The sequence below is a fragment of the Actinomadura madurae genome (genome assembly GCF_047130825.1).
Lineage (GTDB): Bacteria > Actinomycetota > Actinomycetes > Streptosporangiales > Streptosporangiaceae > Spirillospora > Spirillospora madurae.
Genome location: NZ_CP083237.1, coordinates 170538 through 188179, shown reverse-complemented (window position 1 = coordinate 188179; position 17642 = coordinate 170538). Strand labels below are relative to the sequence as shown.

Below are 17642 nucleotides of genomic sequence, written 5' to 3'. Positions count from 1 at the left end.
GTCGTCACCTGGCGAGGCGGGCGACGAAAAGCCGCAGGCCCGCCTCCGCCAGGGGATGGTCGTCGTGCGGGAGGGTGAACCACGGCCGCAGCCCGGCGTTCCCCAGCTCGCGCGACCACTCCTCGCCGGTGAGGAAGATCCGGTCACCGGCCGCCCGGGGATCGTCGGGATGGAGCCGCTCCTCCCCGGGGCCGGCGGACATGAGGAACTGCATCGAGGTGAGGATCGAGTACAGCTCGCGGGTGGTCTCGACGAACACGAACAGGCCCCCCGGGGCGAGTAGATCCGCGAGCCCCGCCAGCATGCCGCCCACGTGGCGGGCGTTGTGCAGAACGTTCGCCGACAGCACCACATCGAAGGAGCCCGGGGCGACACCCTGGACCGCGGCGTCCCGGTTGATGTCGAAGATCGCGAACCGCACGCCGTCGCGTCCTCCGAAGCGCTCCCGGCCGAGGGACAGGAAGTAGCGGGACAGATCGGTGAACAGGTAGTCGATCTCGGTGCCGGCGAGCGCCGCCAGCGCGTCCGCCGTCGTGCCGCCGACCCCCGCGCCGAGTTCCAGCACCCGCAGGGCACCGCCGTGGTCGTTGTTCTCGCCGGCCCAGCGCAGCACCTCGCCGACCGCGCCGTTGAGGTAGCGGTTGACGGTGTTCTCGCGGTACGCCCCGTCGGCGGCCTCCGTCCCGTCATCGCCGAACAGCAGGGTCCGCATCGACAGCTCGTCTCGCAGGAGCTCGGGGAGCCGCGCCATCGCCGTGAGCATGAGACCGGCCGTCTTGGCCGGGTAGCCGCTCTCCTCCCCCTCGGCCACCACGCCTTCCGCCGCCGCGGCCACCTCCCGGCGCGTCATGGGCCGCAGCGCGCCGTACCGGCCGTCGTCGTGCCGGACGACCCTTCCTTCCGCCACCAGGACGTGCAGCCAGCGGCGCAGGATCCAGCGATGCCGGGCGGCGGCGTGCACTCCGTCGGCGATCTCGTCGGCGGTGAGCCGCTCTTCGGGGACGGTCAGGCCCACCGGACGCAGCGTGGACGCCATCGCCCGCAACGCCACCTCGTCCAGCCTGCGCAGGAAGACCGGCAACCCGGCCGGGTCCGTGTCGACGGCCCGGGCGGCGGCCCGTCCGGCGCGCTCCGGCAGCCCGGCCCGTCCGTCGCCGCGATCGATCTCGACGGCCGTGTCGCGGCGCAGGACGGCACGCGCGATCTCGCCGAGCCGGCGCTCGCCGAAGGAAGGGAACGGGTCGTGCGCCGTCCCGGGACGGCCGGCGATCTCCTCCACCGGGACGGCCGCCGCCTCGGGCGGGGCGACCACTCCGAGCCGCGCGGGGTCCGCGGGATCGGCGATCACCGCGGCCCGCTCCCCCACCAGCTCCCGCAGGCGCGCGGCGGGCAGCGACGTGCGCGGGATGCCGTGAACGGCCACCGGTTCCGTTTCCAGCAACACGTTCAACGCGGCGGCCTCATCGCCGGCCGAGTCGTCCCAGGACGCGGCCTTCGGGGTGGGCGTCGCCGAGGCGTCGACGTGCAAGACGGCGTCGAAGCGGTAGCGGGTCAGTTCGGTCTCGTCCCGCATGGTCTTGGGATGGACGCTCATCCGAAGGGAGCGTCCCGTCTCCGCGGCCGCCCGCACGGCGAGTCCGGCGATCAGCGGCGGGTCGAAGAGCAGCTCGGGGTCGCGCGCGGCGCGCTGCGCCGCGCGGCGCGCGAGTTCGCGCGCATCGGCGTCGGGGGCCTGCGCGCGCTCCGCCCAGCGGCAGAAGTCGCGGAGCAGGCGCGCGTCGCGCACGTCTCCGACGATCACCGTCCCTCCGGCGGCGACCAGTTCGACGGCGTCCCGGAGCACCGCTTCCAGGTAGGCGACGCCGGGAAAGCACTGGGTCACCGAGTTCAGGAGCACGCAGTCGGGCCGGGCATCGGGGAAGCCGCCCGCCTCCAGCGCTGCCAGCACCTGCGGGGACCGGGCTTCGTGGGCCGCCGCCCGGACGAACGTGGTTCCCGGCAAGGCGCCGGCGCTGAGCTTCCGGACGGCGGTGCCGGCCACATCGGTGCCCACGTAACCGGACACATGGCCGCGCAGCCGATGCGTCAGCAGCCCGGTGCCGCAGCCCAGTTCGAGGATCCACCGCGGCCGAACGCTCAGCACCAGGCCCACCGTGTGGTCGACCCACTCGCGCATGTGCCCGGCGGGCAGCGGGCGTCCGGTGTCGGACGCGCGCCATCCGGACAGGTCCAGGTCGTCGGCGCGACGTCCTTCGGCCTCGGTGTACGTCCAGTCGTAGACCTCGCCCCAGTGCTCCAGGTACTCCTCGACCAATCCGCCGAGGGCGGGACGCACCGCGAGGGCGGACGCGGCGGGCCGGATGCGCACGGTCTCTCCGTCGGGCGCGAAGCTGGCGTCCTCGATCCAGGGGTGCGCGCGAAGTGGACGCAGAAGATCATCTTTGTGCTGGTCAGCGGGCACGGCCATCGGTCTCCGTTCGTGCGAGGGGCTGCGGGACGAGGGTGCGGTCGTGGACGTGCAGGACGCGGTCGGCACACGCGGCCACCGAGTGGTCGTGCGTGACCAGGAGGACCGCCAGGCCGCCGGCGCGCAGGCTCGCGAGCAGGCGCAGGACGGCCGCGGCGGACGCGGCGTCCAGGGCGGCGGTGATCTCGTCGGCGAGCAGAACCGCCGGTCCGGCGGCGAGCGCCCGGGCGAGCGCGACCCGCTGGCGCTGCCCGCCCGACAGCTCGGCCGGACGGCGCGCCGCCAGCTCCGGGCCGAGCTCCACTTGGCGGAGGAGTTCGGGGACGCGTTCCCGCGCCTGAGCGGGGGGCGTCCCGTCCAGTAGGCAGAGCGGACGGGCGAGGACGGTCGCGACACGGTGGGCGGGGTTGAGGACGCCCGCCGGGTCCTGGCCGACGAACTGGATCGCGCGGATCTCGTCGCGGTCGCGTCCGTCCAAGGACCAGGCGGCCGGCCGTCCGAGAACGCCGAGGTCGCCGCATGCGGGGACGTGCAGTCCCGCCAAGGCGCGCAGCAGCGTGGTCTTGCCGCTCCCGGACGGCCCGGTGACGGCGACGAGTTCACCGCGCCGCAACGACAGGTCTTCGACGCCGAGCAGAGCGGCGGGCCCGTAGGCCACGCGCAGCCCCCGCACGGCCAGCGCCTCGGCGGCCACCGGCGGCGGTTCCGCGACGGGCGCCGGAACGGCCCGCGGGAGGGGGCGGCCGGTGTCGGGCGGGGTCAGGTCGATGATCCGGTCGGCGACGCGGGCGACGAAGGTCTCGTCGTGGGAGACCACCAGCGTGACGGAGCGCCCGTCACCACGGCGCCGTTCCACGGCGCCGGCCACCAGGTCGAGGGCGCCCTGGTCGAGTCCGCTGGTCGGCTCGTCCAGGACCAGCAGCGCCGGGCCGGTGAGCAGCGCCCGGGCGAGCGCGACCCGTTGCGCCTGTCCTCCGGAGAGCCGGTTCGCGCGGCGCGACCAGAGCCGCCCGGCGTCAAGGCCCAGTTCCGTCAGCATCGTGCGGGCGGCGGCCCGCGGCTCGCGGCGGCCATCGAGAACGGCGGCGCCGACGGTCATCAGCGGGTCCAGCGTGGCGCCAGGGTCCTGGTCGACGAGACCGACGTGGACGCGCCGCCAGCGGCGGGCCGCTCGGCCGGAGGGGACGTCGTCTCCCTGCCAGCGCACGGTCCCGCCGGAGCGCTGAAGCCCCTCCCCCAGCAGCCCGAGGACGGCCCGCAGCGCCGTCGTCTTGCCGCTGCCGGACGGCCCGACGATCGCGACCACCTCGCCCGGCCCGGCGCGCAGGGCGAAGCCCGTGATGATGGGCCTGCCAAAGGAATCGACCACATCGAGCCCGTCCACATCGAGCCCGTCCATGGCCGACTCAGCGCCCACGGGCCGCGGCTCCGCCCCGGCTTTCGTGAGCTCGGCCGGGCGGGGCGTGCGAGTGGCGGCGAGGCTCTGCGCGAGCAGGGCGGCGGTCACCGCCAGGACGGTCAGCGCGATGGCCGGTGCCACCAGCGCCACGGGGTTGAGGCCCGCACCCGGCAGGTTCTCCCGCAGCATCAGCCCCCAGTCGGGGGCCGGCGGCTCGGGTCCGAGGCCGAGCATCCCGAACGCCGCCGCGAGGTGCAGCGCCAGGACGAACCGCAGGACCAGGTCGGCGGCGGCCGCCCCGGCCAGCGAGGGCAGCACCTCCCGGCCGAGGATCGCGGCGGCCGTCTCGCCTCGTCCCCGAGCCGCCTCCACGTACCCGGACCCTCTGGCCTGCCCGGTCAGGTCCCGGATCACGCGCAGGCCGAGCGGCGCGCCGCCGCAGACCGTCCCGGCGACCACGGCGGCGGGCGCGGGCAGCGCGACGGCCAGGACCATCGCCTGCAGCAGGAACGGGACCGCGAGCAGCAGGTCGGCGAGCCCGCTCAGCAGGCGATCGACCCGGCCTCCCGCCCAGCCCGCGGCCAGCCCGCCCGCGGTACCGAGAACCGCGGCGGTGAGTGCCGCGGCCAGCGCCGTCGCGGTGAGCGCGCGGCCGCCCGCCAGCACGCGCGACAGCACGTCACGGCCGGCGTCGTCCGTTCCCAGCAACGAGCCATCGCCGGGCGGGGCCCAGGGCGCGCCGATCGAGGCCGCCGGATCGTGCGGCGCGAACTCCCCGCCCAGCAGGACCGCGACCATCAGGAGCAGCGTCCACGCCGCCGGCGCCCGGCTCATGCGGTCTTCCGGTGGGGGTCGGTCAGCGCGGCGAGCACGTCGGCGGTGAGCAGCCCGGCCAGCACGGTGCCCGCCGCCGGCATCGCGACCGCCTGCACGACCGGCACGTCGCGGGTTCCGATCGAGCTGACCAGCAACTCCCCCAGCCCGCTGTAGCCGAAGAGCGTCTCCACGACCGCCGTGGCGGCGAGCATCCCGCCCGCAACCACGGCCAGCACCCGCACGGCCGGCGCGAGCAGGCAGGGCAGGACGTGCCGCGCCGCCACCCGCGTCCCGGGCACGCCACGGGCGACGGCGGACGACACGTGCGGGCGGCGTACCGTGTCGGCGACCGCGCCGCCGAGGAGGGCCGCCCCGAACGCCGCGGCCGGGATCGCCAGCGCCAGCGAAGGCAGCACCAGGATCTCCGGTCGATCCAGCGGCGCCCCGTCCGGGGGCACCAGCGAGACCGGCGGCAGCCAGGCGAGCACCCCCGCGAACAGCGCCGCCATTCCCGCGGCGAACACCACCTGCGGGACCGCCGCGAGCGTGGTCACCACCCCGGTGAGGGGGCCGCGGCGGCGGGACGAGGCGGTGCCCACGGCCCAGGCCAGGGCGCCCATCAGGGGGACGGTCAGGGCGAGCGCGCATCCCGCCAGGGTGAGCGTGGCGGGCAGTCGCTCGGCGACCATCTGCGCCACGGGGCGGTCGGTGAGCAGGGAGTCGCCCGCGTCCCCGCGCGCCAGTCCGGCGAGCCAGTCGGCATAGCGCCGCCAGGCCGGGCGGTCCAGCCCCAGCCGGTCGCGCAGCCCGGCCGCGGCCGTCCCGCCGGAGCGGGTCCGCGCCGCGTCCGACGGGAGGAGCTCGGTGGCGCCGAACACCGCCACGGAGGCCAGGACGAGCAGGCCGGCGGCGCGTGCGGCCGAGGCGAACAGGCGGGCGATCACCGGGCCGGCCGCACCCCTTCGATGAAGCTGCTCTCGAATCCGGGGCCGGTGGGCAGGCCGGTGACGCGGGCGGAGGTCAGGTCGAGGCCGTCGCCGGTCCCCCAGACCACGTAGCCGCCTTCGTCGCGCAACTCCCGCTGGAGCGCGCCGAACTCCCGGCGCCTGTCCTGCTCGTCCGTGGTGGCGAGGGCCCTGCCGAATCGGGCGTCCCATCCGGGTCGCTTCCAGGCCGTCTCGTTGGTGGGCGCATCACCGAGAAGCGATACCCGCGCCACATCAAGGAAGGGGATGCCGCCGAAGAAGCCGGTGTAGAAGTCGGCCTTGGCGAAGACCTTCGTCCAGTAGGTTTCCGGCGGTTCCATCTTCACCCGCACGGTGATGCCCGCCTCGCGGAGCTGCTGAGCGAACAGGTTCGCCGCGGTGTCCATGCCCGGGTAGGAGGTCGTGGTCGCCAGTGGGAGGGTCAGCCCGCCGCCGTGCCCGGCCCGCCGCAGCAGGATTTTGGCCTTGGCGGCGTCGCGGGTGCGTTGCGGCACGTCGCGGGGGCTGGACGGGTCGGCCGGGGTGAGCAGGTCGTTGCCGGCCTTTCCGTAGCCGAGGAAGACCTTGTCGACCAGTTCGCGCCGGTCGGCCGCCAGCTTGATCGCCTCCCGGACGCGGGGGTCGTCGAACGGCTCGCGGTCCAGCCGCATCACGAACGGGTACATGGTGACGGCGGGCCGGCGCACGACCGCGAGGCCCGACCTCCCCTCCGCCCGGCGGGCGGCGGCGGGGCTCACGCTGCCGGCGACATCGGCCTGCCCGGACATCACCGCCTGGGCGCGCGCCTGCGGGTCCGCCACGGCCCGCACCTCGATGCGCCGCATCGCGGGCTTGGGCCCCCACCAGCGGTCATTGCGTTCGAGGACGGCGTGCTGCGGCGTGCCGCCGGTCATCCGGTACGGGCCGGACCCGGGGGGCGGCTCGGCGAAGTCCGTCGTGCCCTCGGGCACGACGAAGGTCACCGACTCCAAGGCACGCGGGACCTCCGCGTAGGGCTCGGCGGTGACCAGTTCGAGGGTGTGATCGTCGACCACACGGGACCTGGCCATGTCGAACATCCGCAGGCGCCCGAAGTTCTCGGCGGCCTTCCCGTGGATGCGGCGCACGGAGAACAGCACGTCGGCGGCCCGGACGGGACGGCCGTCGGTGAACGTCACGTTCTGCCGCAGTTCGACCGTCCACGTGGTCAGGGACTCGTCCGGGGTCATGGACGTGGCGAGGCGGTACTCGGTGGTGCCGTCGGCCTTGGGTTTGGTGAGCACGTCGTACAGCAGCGCGAACCTGATGAGGTCCGACTGGTTGCCGATGCCGCCGTGCGGGTCGTTGATCGCGGTGGCTGGGGCGCCGACCGCGACGTAACGCAGCGTGTCCCCACCGGACGGGGCGGCCGTGTCGCCGCCTCCGCCGCATCCGGACAGGGTGAAAGCCAGCCCTAGGGCGAGCGCGCCGGCGGTCTTGCGAAGGGGTGTCATCGGATGTCCCGTTCCTTCAGTGGCGGGCGAGCGCCCGGTTGATGAGCTCGGCGAGCCGTGCGAGGGCGGGCGCGCGCAGCAGGCCGTAGTGGTCGGTGTCGATGCCGTGGACGTCGAGCGGGCCGGCCAGATGCCGTCCCCAGCCCAGATCGGGCCGCAGCTCGGGCGGGGTGTCGTCCACCCCCATACCGATGCCGGAGTTGCGGGACGCGGGGCGGTCGGCGCGCACCAGCAGCGCCGCCGTGGTCGCGTCGGTCAGGGGCCGGGGGGTGTGCCGGGCCAGTCCGCGCAGGTGCCGGGCGAACACGGCGACCCGGGCCGGCGCGTCGTCGCGGCGGCCGAGGAGCCCGTGGTCGCGCAGCCGCTCCGTGACGTGCGCGTACCGGCGGTCCGGGGGCAGAGCGAGCAGTGCCGCCCGGCCCTCGGCCGTCCCGACGCCCAGGTCGATGCCCTGGAAGGCCTCGAAGGCGCCGAGTAGCCGCACGGTCGCCTCGGCGTCGGCGGCGTCCGGGGTCGGCGCCTCGATCGGGGTGATGTGGGCGGGGTCGTTGGAGTCCAGCATCACCAGCAGGCCGACGGCATCGCCGTGCTCGTGGAGGAGGCGGGCGACCTCCTGACCGAGGCTGCCGCCCATCGACCAGCCGCCCAGCAGGTAGGGACCGCTGGAATCGCCCCGGATCACCTGGGCGTAGCCCCGGGCGAGTTCGGTGAGGTCGGTGGGCGCCTCACTCTCGCCTACCAGGCCGGGGTCGGTGACGGCGACGACGGAGAAGCGTTCGTCCAGCAGCCTGGACAGCTCCGCGTAGCACATGACGTCGCCCCCCGAGGGGTGCAGGAGGTAGAGGGTGCGGTCGCCGGTGCCGTCCCGGAGCGGTACCAGCACGTCCTCGGTGACGGCCGCGCCCCGAGGCCCGTCCCAGGCGGCGGGGTCATCGGCCAGGCGCCGCAGCCGCGCGACATAGGCGGCGAACACGCGGTCGACCTCGCCGGCCGGCAGCACGCCCTCGACGAAATCCCACTGCAGCAGCAGCTCGCCGCGCTGGACGAGGACCTGGTGGTCCAGCCAGGTCTGCGGGGTCTGGCTCAGCGCGTGCACCTGCTCGCCGACCCACTGCAGGTCGGGTTCACCGCCGACGAGGTCCTCCAGGCCGAGCGCGCTGGTGAACACCACCGGCACCGAGGCGACCTCGCCGGTGCGCGCCGCCCGCTCGGCGAACAGGTCCAGCGCCGAGTACGCGCGGTGGTCCAGATCGGCGAACAGCCGCCGGTGCGTGGCCCGCACGTGCTCGGTGAAGGAGCCGGGCTCGCGCCGGTCGACCTCGTGGACGAGCAGTGAGGTGAAGTCGCCGACCACCGCGTCGACGTCCGGGTGCGCCGGCGGGCGGTCGAACAGGGTCAAGGTCAGCGCGAAGTGCGTACTCTCCGACCAGGCCGCCAGGGCCTCGGCGTAGGCGGTCAGCAGCACGGCCGTCGGCGTGGCGCCGCGCCGCGCGGCCTCGCGGCGCAGCGCGTCCCACTCGTCGCCGCTCAGCCGGTCGGCACGGCGCGCGAACCTCGGTGGCCCGTCCGGGGCGGCGACGGGCAGCGGCGGCGGCCCGGGAACGGTGTCGAGACGATCACGCCAGTAGGCGGCGGCGCGACGCCACTCGTCGCCGTCCCGGGCGGCCTCGACCGCCCGGGCACACGCGGCGAAGTCCACGCCGATCTCCGGCAACGGGCTCTCCGGGTGCTCGTAGAAGTGCCGGACCTCGCGGTCGATGATCCAGTAGCTGCCCGCGTCGCAGATCAGCACGTCCACGCCGATGAAGAGGCGCACCCGGCCGCCGGGGAGGCGGGCGGCCTGGATCCGCACCAGCGGCCACCTGTCGGGCGGGCCGGGGTCGCGGGAAACGCGGTCGCGGAGCCGGGCCAGCCGGTCGGCGCGGGCCGGTTCGGAGGCGCCGGTCAGGTCGTGGACGCGGATCCGGTAGTCCGGGACGTGCTCCAGGGTCTTCAACCGGCCCTGGCCGGTGACGACCGTGCGGAGCATCGGATGCCGCGCGATCACCTTCCGCCAGGCGGCCTCGTACCGGGCGAGGTCGAGGTCGGGGCAGTCGTACTCCAGGTAGAAGGCGCAGGCGATGTCGCCGAGGGCGTACCCGCCCCCGCGCCCGACCCAGTAGGCGTGCTGGACGCGCGTCATGGGGAACGTGGCGTCGGACGAGTCTTCCGCCGGAGCGGCGGGCGGGCTCGGCGCCGGGTCCGCCGGGCCGGTCAGGAGTTCGGCGAGGCCCGCGACGGTCGGCCGGGTGAACAGGTCGCGGAGCCGCGGTTCGACGCCGAAGATCTTGCGCAGGGTGGCGAGCATGCGGGTGGCCAGCAGGGAATGCCCGCCGAGTGCGAAGAAGTCCGCGTCGGGTGAGGTCACCGGTACGCCCAGCAGGTCCGACCACAGGTCGGCCACCGCTCGCTGCTCGCCGGTCAGCTCGGTGCCGGCCGTGCCGTCGCCGGTTCCGGAGGGTGCTACGGGCGCGGTGAAGGCGGCCGCGGCCATCCGTTCCCGCAGGTCGGTGGTGGAGACCGCGACCACGGGCGGCAGAGCGCCGGCGTCGCAGCACGCCAGGACGCGGTCGAGGGCGCCCATGCCGGTGCGGGCGTCCAGCGCGTAGGGCGACCGCACCTCGCGCTCACCGCCCGGCGGGCCGGCCTTCCACACGTCCCACACGACGCTGACCCAGCGGGTCCCGGACGGCGTGATCCCTTCGGCCATGGCGTCCAGGTAACGGTTGGCGGCGCAGTACGGCCCCATGCCGATGCCGCCGACCAGGGTGCCCGCCGACGACATGAGCACCACCGTGGAGGGGCGCCGGTCCGCGGGCAGCGCGTCCAGCGCCGTCCGCAGCGCCAGCGCGCCCTCGACCTTGGCCTCGACATGCCCGGTCACGTGCTCGGGGCCGACGCGGCGCAGCGGCTGCAGGTCGGCGCCGGCGACCACTCCGGCGGCGTGCACGACCAGCGCGATCGGCGCCTGGTCGGCGAGGTCGGCGAGCAGGGCCGCGGTCGTGGCGGCGTCGGCGGCGTCCACCTGCCTGACCTGGACGTCCAGGCCTTCGCCGGCGAGCAGGCGCAACCATTCGGCCCGCTCACCCTCCCTTGGCGGCGCACTCCTGGAGGTGACGACGACCCGGAGCCCCCGGCGGGCGAGGTGCGCCGCCGTGGTCAGGCCCACGTCTCCGAGGCCTCCGGTGATCAACGCGATGTGCCCGGCCTGGAGCCGCGGGGCGTCCGACGAGGGGCGCCACGATCGGACGCCGCGGATCCATCGGCTGCCGCCGCGGGCGGCGACCTCTTCCCCGGAAGGCGCCACTTCCCCGGAAGGCGCCACGCCGAGCTCGGCCGTCACGGCGGCGGCGAGGTCGGCCCCGCCGTCCAGGTCCAGGGTGCGCCAGCGCAGCCCGGGATGCTCCTGCGCGAGAACGCGGGGCAGCGCGTGCGATGCCGCCGCGACGGGATCGGGGTGATCGGCGCTCTCCACGCGCTGCGCCGACCGCGTGACGTGCAGCAGCAGGCCGGGCGGCTCTCCGGCGGCCGCGATGGCCTCGGCCAGCCGCGCATACGCGAGGATCTGCTCGGTCACCGCTTCCGGTCCGCCGGTGTGCGCCAGCATGATGACACCGGCCCAGGTGCCGGACGAGGCGTCGTCCACCTCCGAGAGCGCGACCGCATCACCGCTGAGAGTCCGGCAGAGTTCCGCCACCGCACTTTCGTCGTGACCGGCCACGAGCCAGCGGCCGTCGATACGCGCGACCGGATCGAGCGGCACCGCCTGCCGCCATACCGGGGTGTGGAGCGGTTCGGTTTCGTCCGGCGGCTCCCCATCGAGGTGGACGGCCGGACGCTCGGGCGGATCGATCCACAGACGGCGCCGCTGGAACGCGTATCCCGGGGCGGACACGCGGCGGCGGCCGGGAGCGTGCATGGCGGGGAAGTCGACGTCCACGCCGTGCGCCCACAGCTGACCGGCGGCGTCCCGCACGGCGGCCAGATCGCTGTCGGCGGTGTCGGCCGCGAGCGCGGGCAGCGCGGCGTGGAGCCCGGGGAGGTCATGGCCGCGGGCAAGCGTGGCGAGCGCCGCTCCGGGCCCGACCTGGACGAGCACCGCGGGCCGGTCGGCCGTCCCGCCCACGGTCTCGACGGTCGCGCGCAGCGCCTGGGAGAACAGGACGGTCTGCCGGAGCTGGCGCACCCAATGCTCGGCCTCTCCCAGCTCGGTGCCCACCGCCGTTCCGGTGACCGTGCTGATCAGCGGGACGGCGGGGGTGCTCGCCTTGATCCGCGTTGCCGCGTGGCGCATGTCCGGCAGCGCGGGTTCCACCAGGCGGGAATGCGCGGCCCCATCGAACCGGAGCCGGGCCGGCCGCAGACCGCCGGCCCGCAGCTCGGCCTCCAGCGCCCCCACGTCGGTGCGCGGCCCGGAGACCGCGCAGGCGGTGGGGCCGTTGACCGCCGCGAGGTCGACGCCCGGATGGCGGGACAGCAGAGTCCGCGTGTCCTGCTCGGGCAGCGGGACGGCCAGCATCGCACCGTCCCCGGCCGCCTCCGCGAGCGCGATGGACCGCACCGCGATGAGGCCGGCGGCGTCCTCCAGCGACAGGGCGCCGCTGACCACGGCCGCGGTGTACTCGCCCAGGCTGTGCCCGAGGACGGCGTGTGCACCGACGCCCCAGGACCCCAGCAGCCGCGCGGTGGCCAGCGAAACCGCGAACAGGGCGGGCAGGCCATGGATCGCCCCGTGGACCCGAGCCGTATCGATCACCTCGCCCCGGATGACCGGGCGGATGTCAACCTTGAGGAGATCGGCGAACAGCTCGGCGCACTCGTCCGCACAGGCCGTGAACACCGGCTCGTCGGCGTAGGGCTCGGCTCCCATACCGGGACGGGCGCTGCCACCGCCGGGGAAGGCGAAGATGACCCGCGGCCGCGCGGGCAGCGGTGCGACCGGCACCGCCGCGCGCAGCGCGGAGGCGAGGGTGTCACCGGTGGCCGCGACGGCGAGCCGGTACGGGAGGTGGTCGCGGCCGGTCTGGAGCGTGTGCGCCAGATCGGCCGTAGCGGTGGGGTCCTGACGTTCCGTCCACGCGGCCAGGTCGGCGGCGGTCTCGCGCAGCGCCACCGGGTCGTGCGCCGAGAGGACGATCGCCTGCGGCCGGGGATCGGGGGCGGAAGGCGGGCGGCCGGGCGCGGGCCCCACCACGACATGCGCGTTCGTCCCGCCGATACCGAACGAACTGACCCCGGCGAGCCGCGGGCCGTCCCACGGGCGGGTCTCGGTGAGGACCTCGAAGGGAGACCCGTCCAGCCCGAGGAGCTCGTTGACCGGATCGGCGTGCAGCGAGGCGGGCAGCGTCCCCGCGCGCATCGCCAGCACGGTCTTGATGAACGACGCGATCCCCGCGGCGGAGTTGGCATGGCCGATGTTGCTCTTGACCGACCCGAGCCCGCACCAGGCCGGGCCGGTGTCGCCGAAGACGCGGCGCAGCGCCCCCACCTCGATCGGATCCCCGATGCGGGTCGCGGTGCCGTGCGCCTCGACGTATCCGACCTGCCGCGGCCCGACCCCCGCGACCGCGTGCGCCTCGGCGATGGCGGCCGCCTGGCCGTGCAGCGAAGGTGCGGTGAAGCCGGCCTTCGCCGCACCGTCGTTGTTGACGGCCGATCCCGCCACGACCGCCAGGATCGGATCGCCGCCGTCCAGAGCGTCCCGCAACCGGCGCAGCACGACCACCCCGGCGCCCTGGCTGTAGACGACGCCGCTGCCGTTCGCGGAGAACGGGCGGACCTTGCCGTCCCGGGAGTAGATGCCGTCGGCCATCGACAGGTACCCGCGCCCCTGCGGCACGATCAGCGAGACCCCGCCCGCCAGCGCGGTGTCGCATTCACCGTTCAGCAGCGACTGGCCCGCCAGGTGTACCGCGACCAGAGACGTCGAGCAGGTGGTGTTCACCGCGACCGCGGGCCCGGTGAGGTTCAGCCGGTAGGCCGTTTGGAGCGGCATGTAGTCGGTCTGCGTGGCGATCGCCGCCTGCAGGCTCCCGGCCGGGTCGGCCCCGCCACCGGTCGGATCCCAGCGATCGGCCAGGTTGCTCGCCAGGTAGGCGCTCTGCGCGGCGCCGGCGAACACCCCCACCGATCCGGCCCCGCGCCCTCCCCCGTGGCCCGCCTGTTCCAGCGCCCGCCACGCGCACTCCAGGAACAGCCGGTGCTGCGGATCGAGCAGGGCGGCTTCGGCCGCGGCGAGCCCGAAAGGCTTCGGGTCGAACATGTCCTGGCCGTCGATCAGCCCGGCGACCGGCACGTACGCGGGGTCCCCGCGAAGCCTGCGGGGCACCCCGCGCTCGGCGAGTTCCTCGTCGGTGCACCGGACGAGGCCCTCGCGGCCCTCGACGAGCATCGTCCAGAACGCCTCCGCGTCCGGGGCACCTGGGAAACGGCAGGCCAGCCCGGTGACGGCGACGGCGGTGTCCGGATCGGGAACGAACTCGGGGCGGCTCATCGGGCGACCTCGGCGGCCTGGAGGCGGGCGAGGCGCCGATGGTGCGCCCGCCGCGCCGCGGGATCCGTTGGGGGCGGCGCCTGCCCGGCGGCCGGTTCACCGTCCGGTCCGGCGGCGGGCCGGACCGGGGTGGCGGCGTCCCGTTCCGTGCGGGACGTGATCAAACCCGCGAGTCCGCGCACCGTCGGACTGGTGAACAGGTCCACGACGGACAGGCCGGGATCGAGGCGTTCGGTCAGCCGGGCATGGGCGCGCACGAGGGTGAGCGACGTGGCGCCCAGGCGCATGAAGGGAGTGTCCGGGTCGATCGAGGCTCCTCCGAGCAGGCCGCTCAGAGTCTCGGTCACGAACCGTTCGATCTCGGGATCGGCGTTCTGTGCCTCCCCGGAACCGTTCGGCGACGAGGCGGAAGGCCGCGGTGCGGGGGCGGCCTCGGCGGCCGGCTGGGATGCTGGTGCGGGCGGCGGCGCCGGCGCCGTGACGACGCTGAGTTCGATCAATCCGTCCGCGGGCAGCCGTTCATGCAGGGTCAGTTCCCGACCCTCCGCCGCGGCCGACAGCCGCCCGGCCCACGCGCCGGCCGCCGCCAGCGCCCGCGCCGGGGTGAGCGTGCCCCCGGAGATGCGCACGGCCACGTCGAGGCCCTGCTCGCCCGCCTGCCGCAACAGCACCGCCAAGTCCCCGGGTTTGTCCGCGGCGGCCGGGGGCGGCTCCGCGTTCGCGGACGGCTCCGCCTCGTCCGGCGTTCGCGCAGGGGCGGCCGCCCGGTCGTAGGGGTTGGGCAGAGCCTTGTAGTCGATCTTGCCGTTGCCGGTGACCGGAAAGGCCTCCAGCCACAGGATCCGGCTCGGCACCATGTAGTCGGGCAGGCGCTCGCGCAGGTGCGCGATGAGCTCGTCGTCGGACGGTCGGGCGGCGGGCTCGGCGGCGGCCAGGTAGGCGACCAGCCGGGGCCGGTCGTCGGGGCCGCGGACGGACGACGCCACCGAGTGCCGCACACCGGGCGCCCGGTTGAGCGCGGACTCCACCTCGCCCAGTTCGATGCGGTGCCCGCGGATCTTGACCTGGCGGTCGAGCCGTCCCAGGAACTCGATGGTGCCGTCGATCCGCCACCGCCCGAGGTCGCCTGTGCGGTACAGCCTGCGTCGCAGCACCGGGTCGGTGACGAACCGCTCGCGGGTCTGTTCGTCGTCCCCGATGTAGCCGCGGGCGAGGCCGCCACCGCCGATGTGCAGTTCGCCCGCCGCACCGACCGGGCACGGCCGCCCCTGCTCGTCGAGGATGTGGAACGACTGGCCGCGCAGCGCCCGCCCGTACGGGATGCTCGGCCAGGACGGATCGACCTCGCCGATGGGGTAGCAGATCGACCAGATCGACGCCTCCGTGGCTCCGCCCAGGCTCACCAGCCGCGCCTCGGGCGCCAGCGCGCGGATCCTGTCGGGCAGCGTGACCGGGATCCAGTCGGCCGACAGGAACACCAGGCGCAGCCGTCCCAGTACCGCGCGGGCGCGCTCGGGCTCGATCTCGGCGTACTCGACGAGCATCTCCATCAGCGCGGGCGCGGTGTTCCAGACGGTGACCCGGTGCCGCTCCATCAGGTCGAGCCAGTGGCCCGGGTCGCGTTGCCGGCCCGCGTCGGGCAGCACGAGCCCGGCGCCGGTGCCCATCACCCCGAAGACGTCGTGCACCGACAGGTCGAAGCTGAACGCCGACAGCCCGAGGACCCGGTCCCCCGGGCCGACCGGGAAGCGGTCGATGAGGTCGTCGATCGTGGTGCGGGCGGCCCGGTGCTCGATCGCCACGCCCTTGGGACGTCCCGTGGAGCCGGAGGTGAAGATGACATAGGCCAGGTCGTCGTCCGCGGCCGTGTCCGGGTCGGCCGTCCTCGCGTCCAGGAGCTCCGGCAGCGTGTGCGTGCTGACGTGGCCGGGCCATGCGACGGCCGAGCCCGCGGGGACCAGCGCCCTGGTCACGCCCGCCTGCTCGCACACCGAGGCGATGCGGCCCGCCGGCCAGGACGGTTCCACGGGCACGTACCCGGCGCCGCTCGCACACACTCCCAGCAGTGCGGTCACCTGCTCGACGCCCTTGTCGAAGGCAACGGCGACCAGCTCACCCGGCCCGGCGCCCAGCGCGGCCAGGGCACCCCCGATGCGCCCGGTACGCTCGGCCAGCTCCCCGTGGCTCAGACCGCCGGACGAGTCGAGCACGGCCGGCTCGCCGGGCACGGCACGGGCGGCCGCGCGCAGCGGATCGTCCAGCCGAGGCCCGGCCTCGGGGAAGGGACGGCGGTCCAGGGGCTCTTCCGCCAGCAGGCTCGGGTCCCACCCGAGGCCGGGTTCGTCCCAGGTGTCCGGCTCGGTGGCCAGCCGCCGCAGCAGCCGCAGGTGAGCGTCGCGCATGCCCGCGACGAAGCCGTCGGTGAACGCTCCGGTGACCGCGTCCCAGGCGATCCGCAGCCGTCCCCCTTCGTCGTGGACGATGTGGTCCAGTGCCACCTGCGGGGTCTGCGAGATCCCGAAGACCTCCTCGCCCAGCCACCCCGCGGGATCCCGCTCCGGGTCCGACAGGCCCAGGCCGCTGGTGAACACCACCGGATGGGTGGGTGTGAGATCGGTGGCCCCGGCGTCGCGCAGGACTTCGACGCCCGACACGGCGCGGTGCTCCATGTCGGTCCAGAACCGCCGGTTGACCCGCGCCGCGAAGTCGGCGAACCCGCGCGTCCCCGGCTCCGGCACCTCCACCAGCAGCGTCGAGGTGAAGTCGCCCACCAGGTGTGCCAGCTCGGGGTCGTCGGGCCGGTCGAACAGCGTCGTGTTCAGGCAGAACGCCCCGCCCGCGCCCCACCGCGACAGGACCAGCCCGAAGGCCGCCAGCAGGACGCCCGTCGGGCTCAGGCCGCGCTCGGCCGCCCGCTCCCGCAGCGCGCTCCACTCCGCGGCCGGCAGCTCGGCCGCCCACCGGCCGAAGCGGTGCGACCGCAGCTCCGCCAGGTCGGTCGCCCACGGGAGCCGGGGGCCGGCGGGAAGCACCCGCCCCCGCCAGTACTCCCGATCGCGCTCCCTCCTCCGCGCCTCGTCCGGGTCGGCGGCCCGGCGCTCGACCAGTTCGGCGAAGGAGATCGGGGCCGACGCCAGCACGGCGTCCGGATCGCCGACCAGCCGCCCCCACTCGTCCAGGACCTGCATCCATCCCGCCAGGTCGAGGGCGAGCACGTCGACGCCGAGCAGGACGCGTGTCCGGCCGTCCGGAAGGAACGCGGCACTGACGTCGAACAACGGCCACCGCGACGCGTCCCGCACCTGGTGCGAGCGGTCGTGACGCAGATCGCCGAGCCTGCGGTCGGCCTCCTTCCCCGTCACCGCCCGCAGATCCACGACCTCGATCTCGTACGGCTCCACGGCGGGAAGGACGTGCTGCCGCCCCTCCCCGTCCACCACCATGCGGAGCATCGGATGGTGCTCCACCAGGCGATTCCATGCGAGGGTGAGCCGGGCCAGATCCTCCTCCGGTCCCTCCGGCCCCGGCACCCGGTCGTACTCGCGGTAATAGAAGGTCGCGACTCCACCGAGCGGAAACCCGGGGTTCCTGCCGATCCAGTACGCGGTCTGCAACGGCGTCAGGGGGAAACCCTCGTCCGATGGGGCTCCCTCGCCGGGATCGGCGATGCCCGCCGCGACGGTCCGGGCCGTCGCGGCCCCGAGGAACGCCGTCATCGGCAGGTCCAGACCCAGATCCCGCAGCCTGCGCCGCAGCCGGACCGCGGTGAACGAGTCCAGTCCCAGGACGGTCAGGACGGCGTCGTGATCCACCGACCCGGCGGCCAGACCGAGCACCTCGGCGACCACCCCCGCGACCTCGTCAACCGCCACGAATGCGGACGAAAGCGACTTATCAGGCATGACGCTCCTTCAACTGCACGGAGGAAAGGCGGGAATCAGAGGGGGCGATCGCAGGCGCTGTTGGGGAC

Annotated in this window: 6 protein-coding genes; all 6 read right to left on the bottom strand. The window is 75.0% G+C overall.

The window, feature by feature from the left end; translation table 11 throughout:
- Positions 1–4 precede the first annotated feature (4 nt).
- Genes K8Z49_RS00815 through K8Z49_RS00790 form a run of 6 tightly spaced genes read right to left on the bottom strand, consistent with a single transcriptional unit; the run spans position 5 to position 17544 of the window.
- Positions 5–2467: a methyltransferase gene (locus K8Z49_RS00815; RefSeq protein WP_412517358.1), complete on the bottom strand. Its 2463-nt coding sequence runs from the start codon at positions 2465–2467 to the stop codon at positions 5–7.
- The gene (locus K8Z49_RS00810) at positions 2451–4700 is read right to left on the bottom strand and encodes an ATP-binding cassette domain-containing protein (protein ID WP_412517357.1); all 2250 of its coding nucleotides are present in this window, start codon (positions 4698–4700) and stop codon (positions 2451–2453) included. Before K8Z49_RS00810 ends, K8Z49_RS00815 begins: the two co-directional genes overlap by 17 nt.
- Positions 4697–5626 carry an ABC transporter permease gene (locus K8Z49_RS00805; RefSeq protein WP_244938886.1) on the bottom strand — a complete coding sequence of 310 codons (930 nt, stop codon included), beginning with the start codon at positions 5624–5626 and terminating at the stop codon, positions 4697–4699. The genes K8Z49_RS00810 and K8Z49_RS00805 overlap by 4 nt, the downstream gene beginning before the upstream one ends.
- Positions 5623–7140 (bottom strand): ABC transporter substrate-binding protein, encoded by a 1518-nt coding sequence (locus K8Z49_RS00800; protein ID WP_412517356.1) that lies wholly within the window; start codon positions 7138–7140, stop codon positions 5623–5625. Before K8Z49_RS00800 ends, K8Z49_RS00805 begins: the two co-directional genes overlap by 4 nt.
- 16 nt (positions 7141–7156) lie before the next feature.
- Complete coding sequence (locus K8Z49_RS00795) at positions 7157–13672, bottom strand: SDR family NAD(P)-dependent oxidoreductase (protein WP_412517355.1); 6516 nt, start codon at positions 13670–13672, stop codon at positions 7157–7159.
- A complete protein-coding gene (locus tag K8Z49_RS00790) occupies positions 13669–17544 on the bottom strand; it encodes a non-ribosomal peptide synthetase (RefSeq protein ID WP_412517354.1) in 3876 nt (1291 codons plus the stop codon). Before K8Z49_RS00790 ends, K8Z49_RS00795 begins: the two co-directional genes overlap by 4 nt.
- Positions 17545–17642 lie beyond the last annotated feature (98 nt).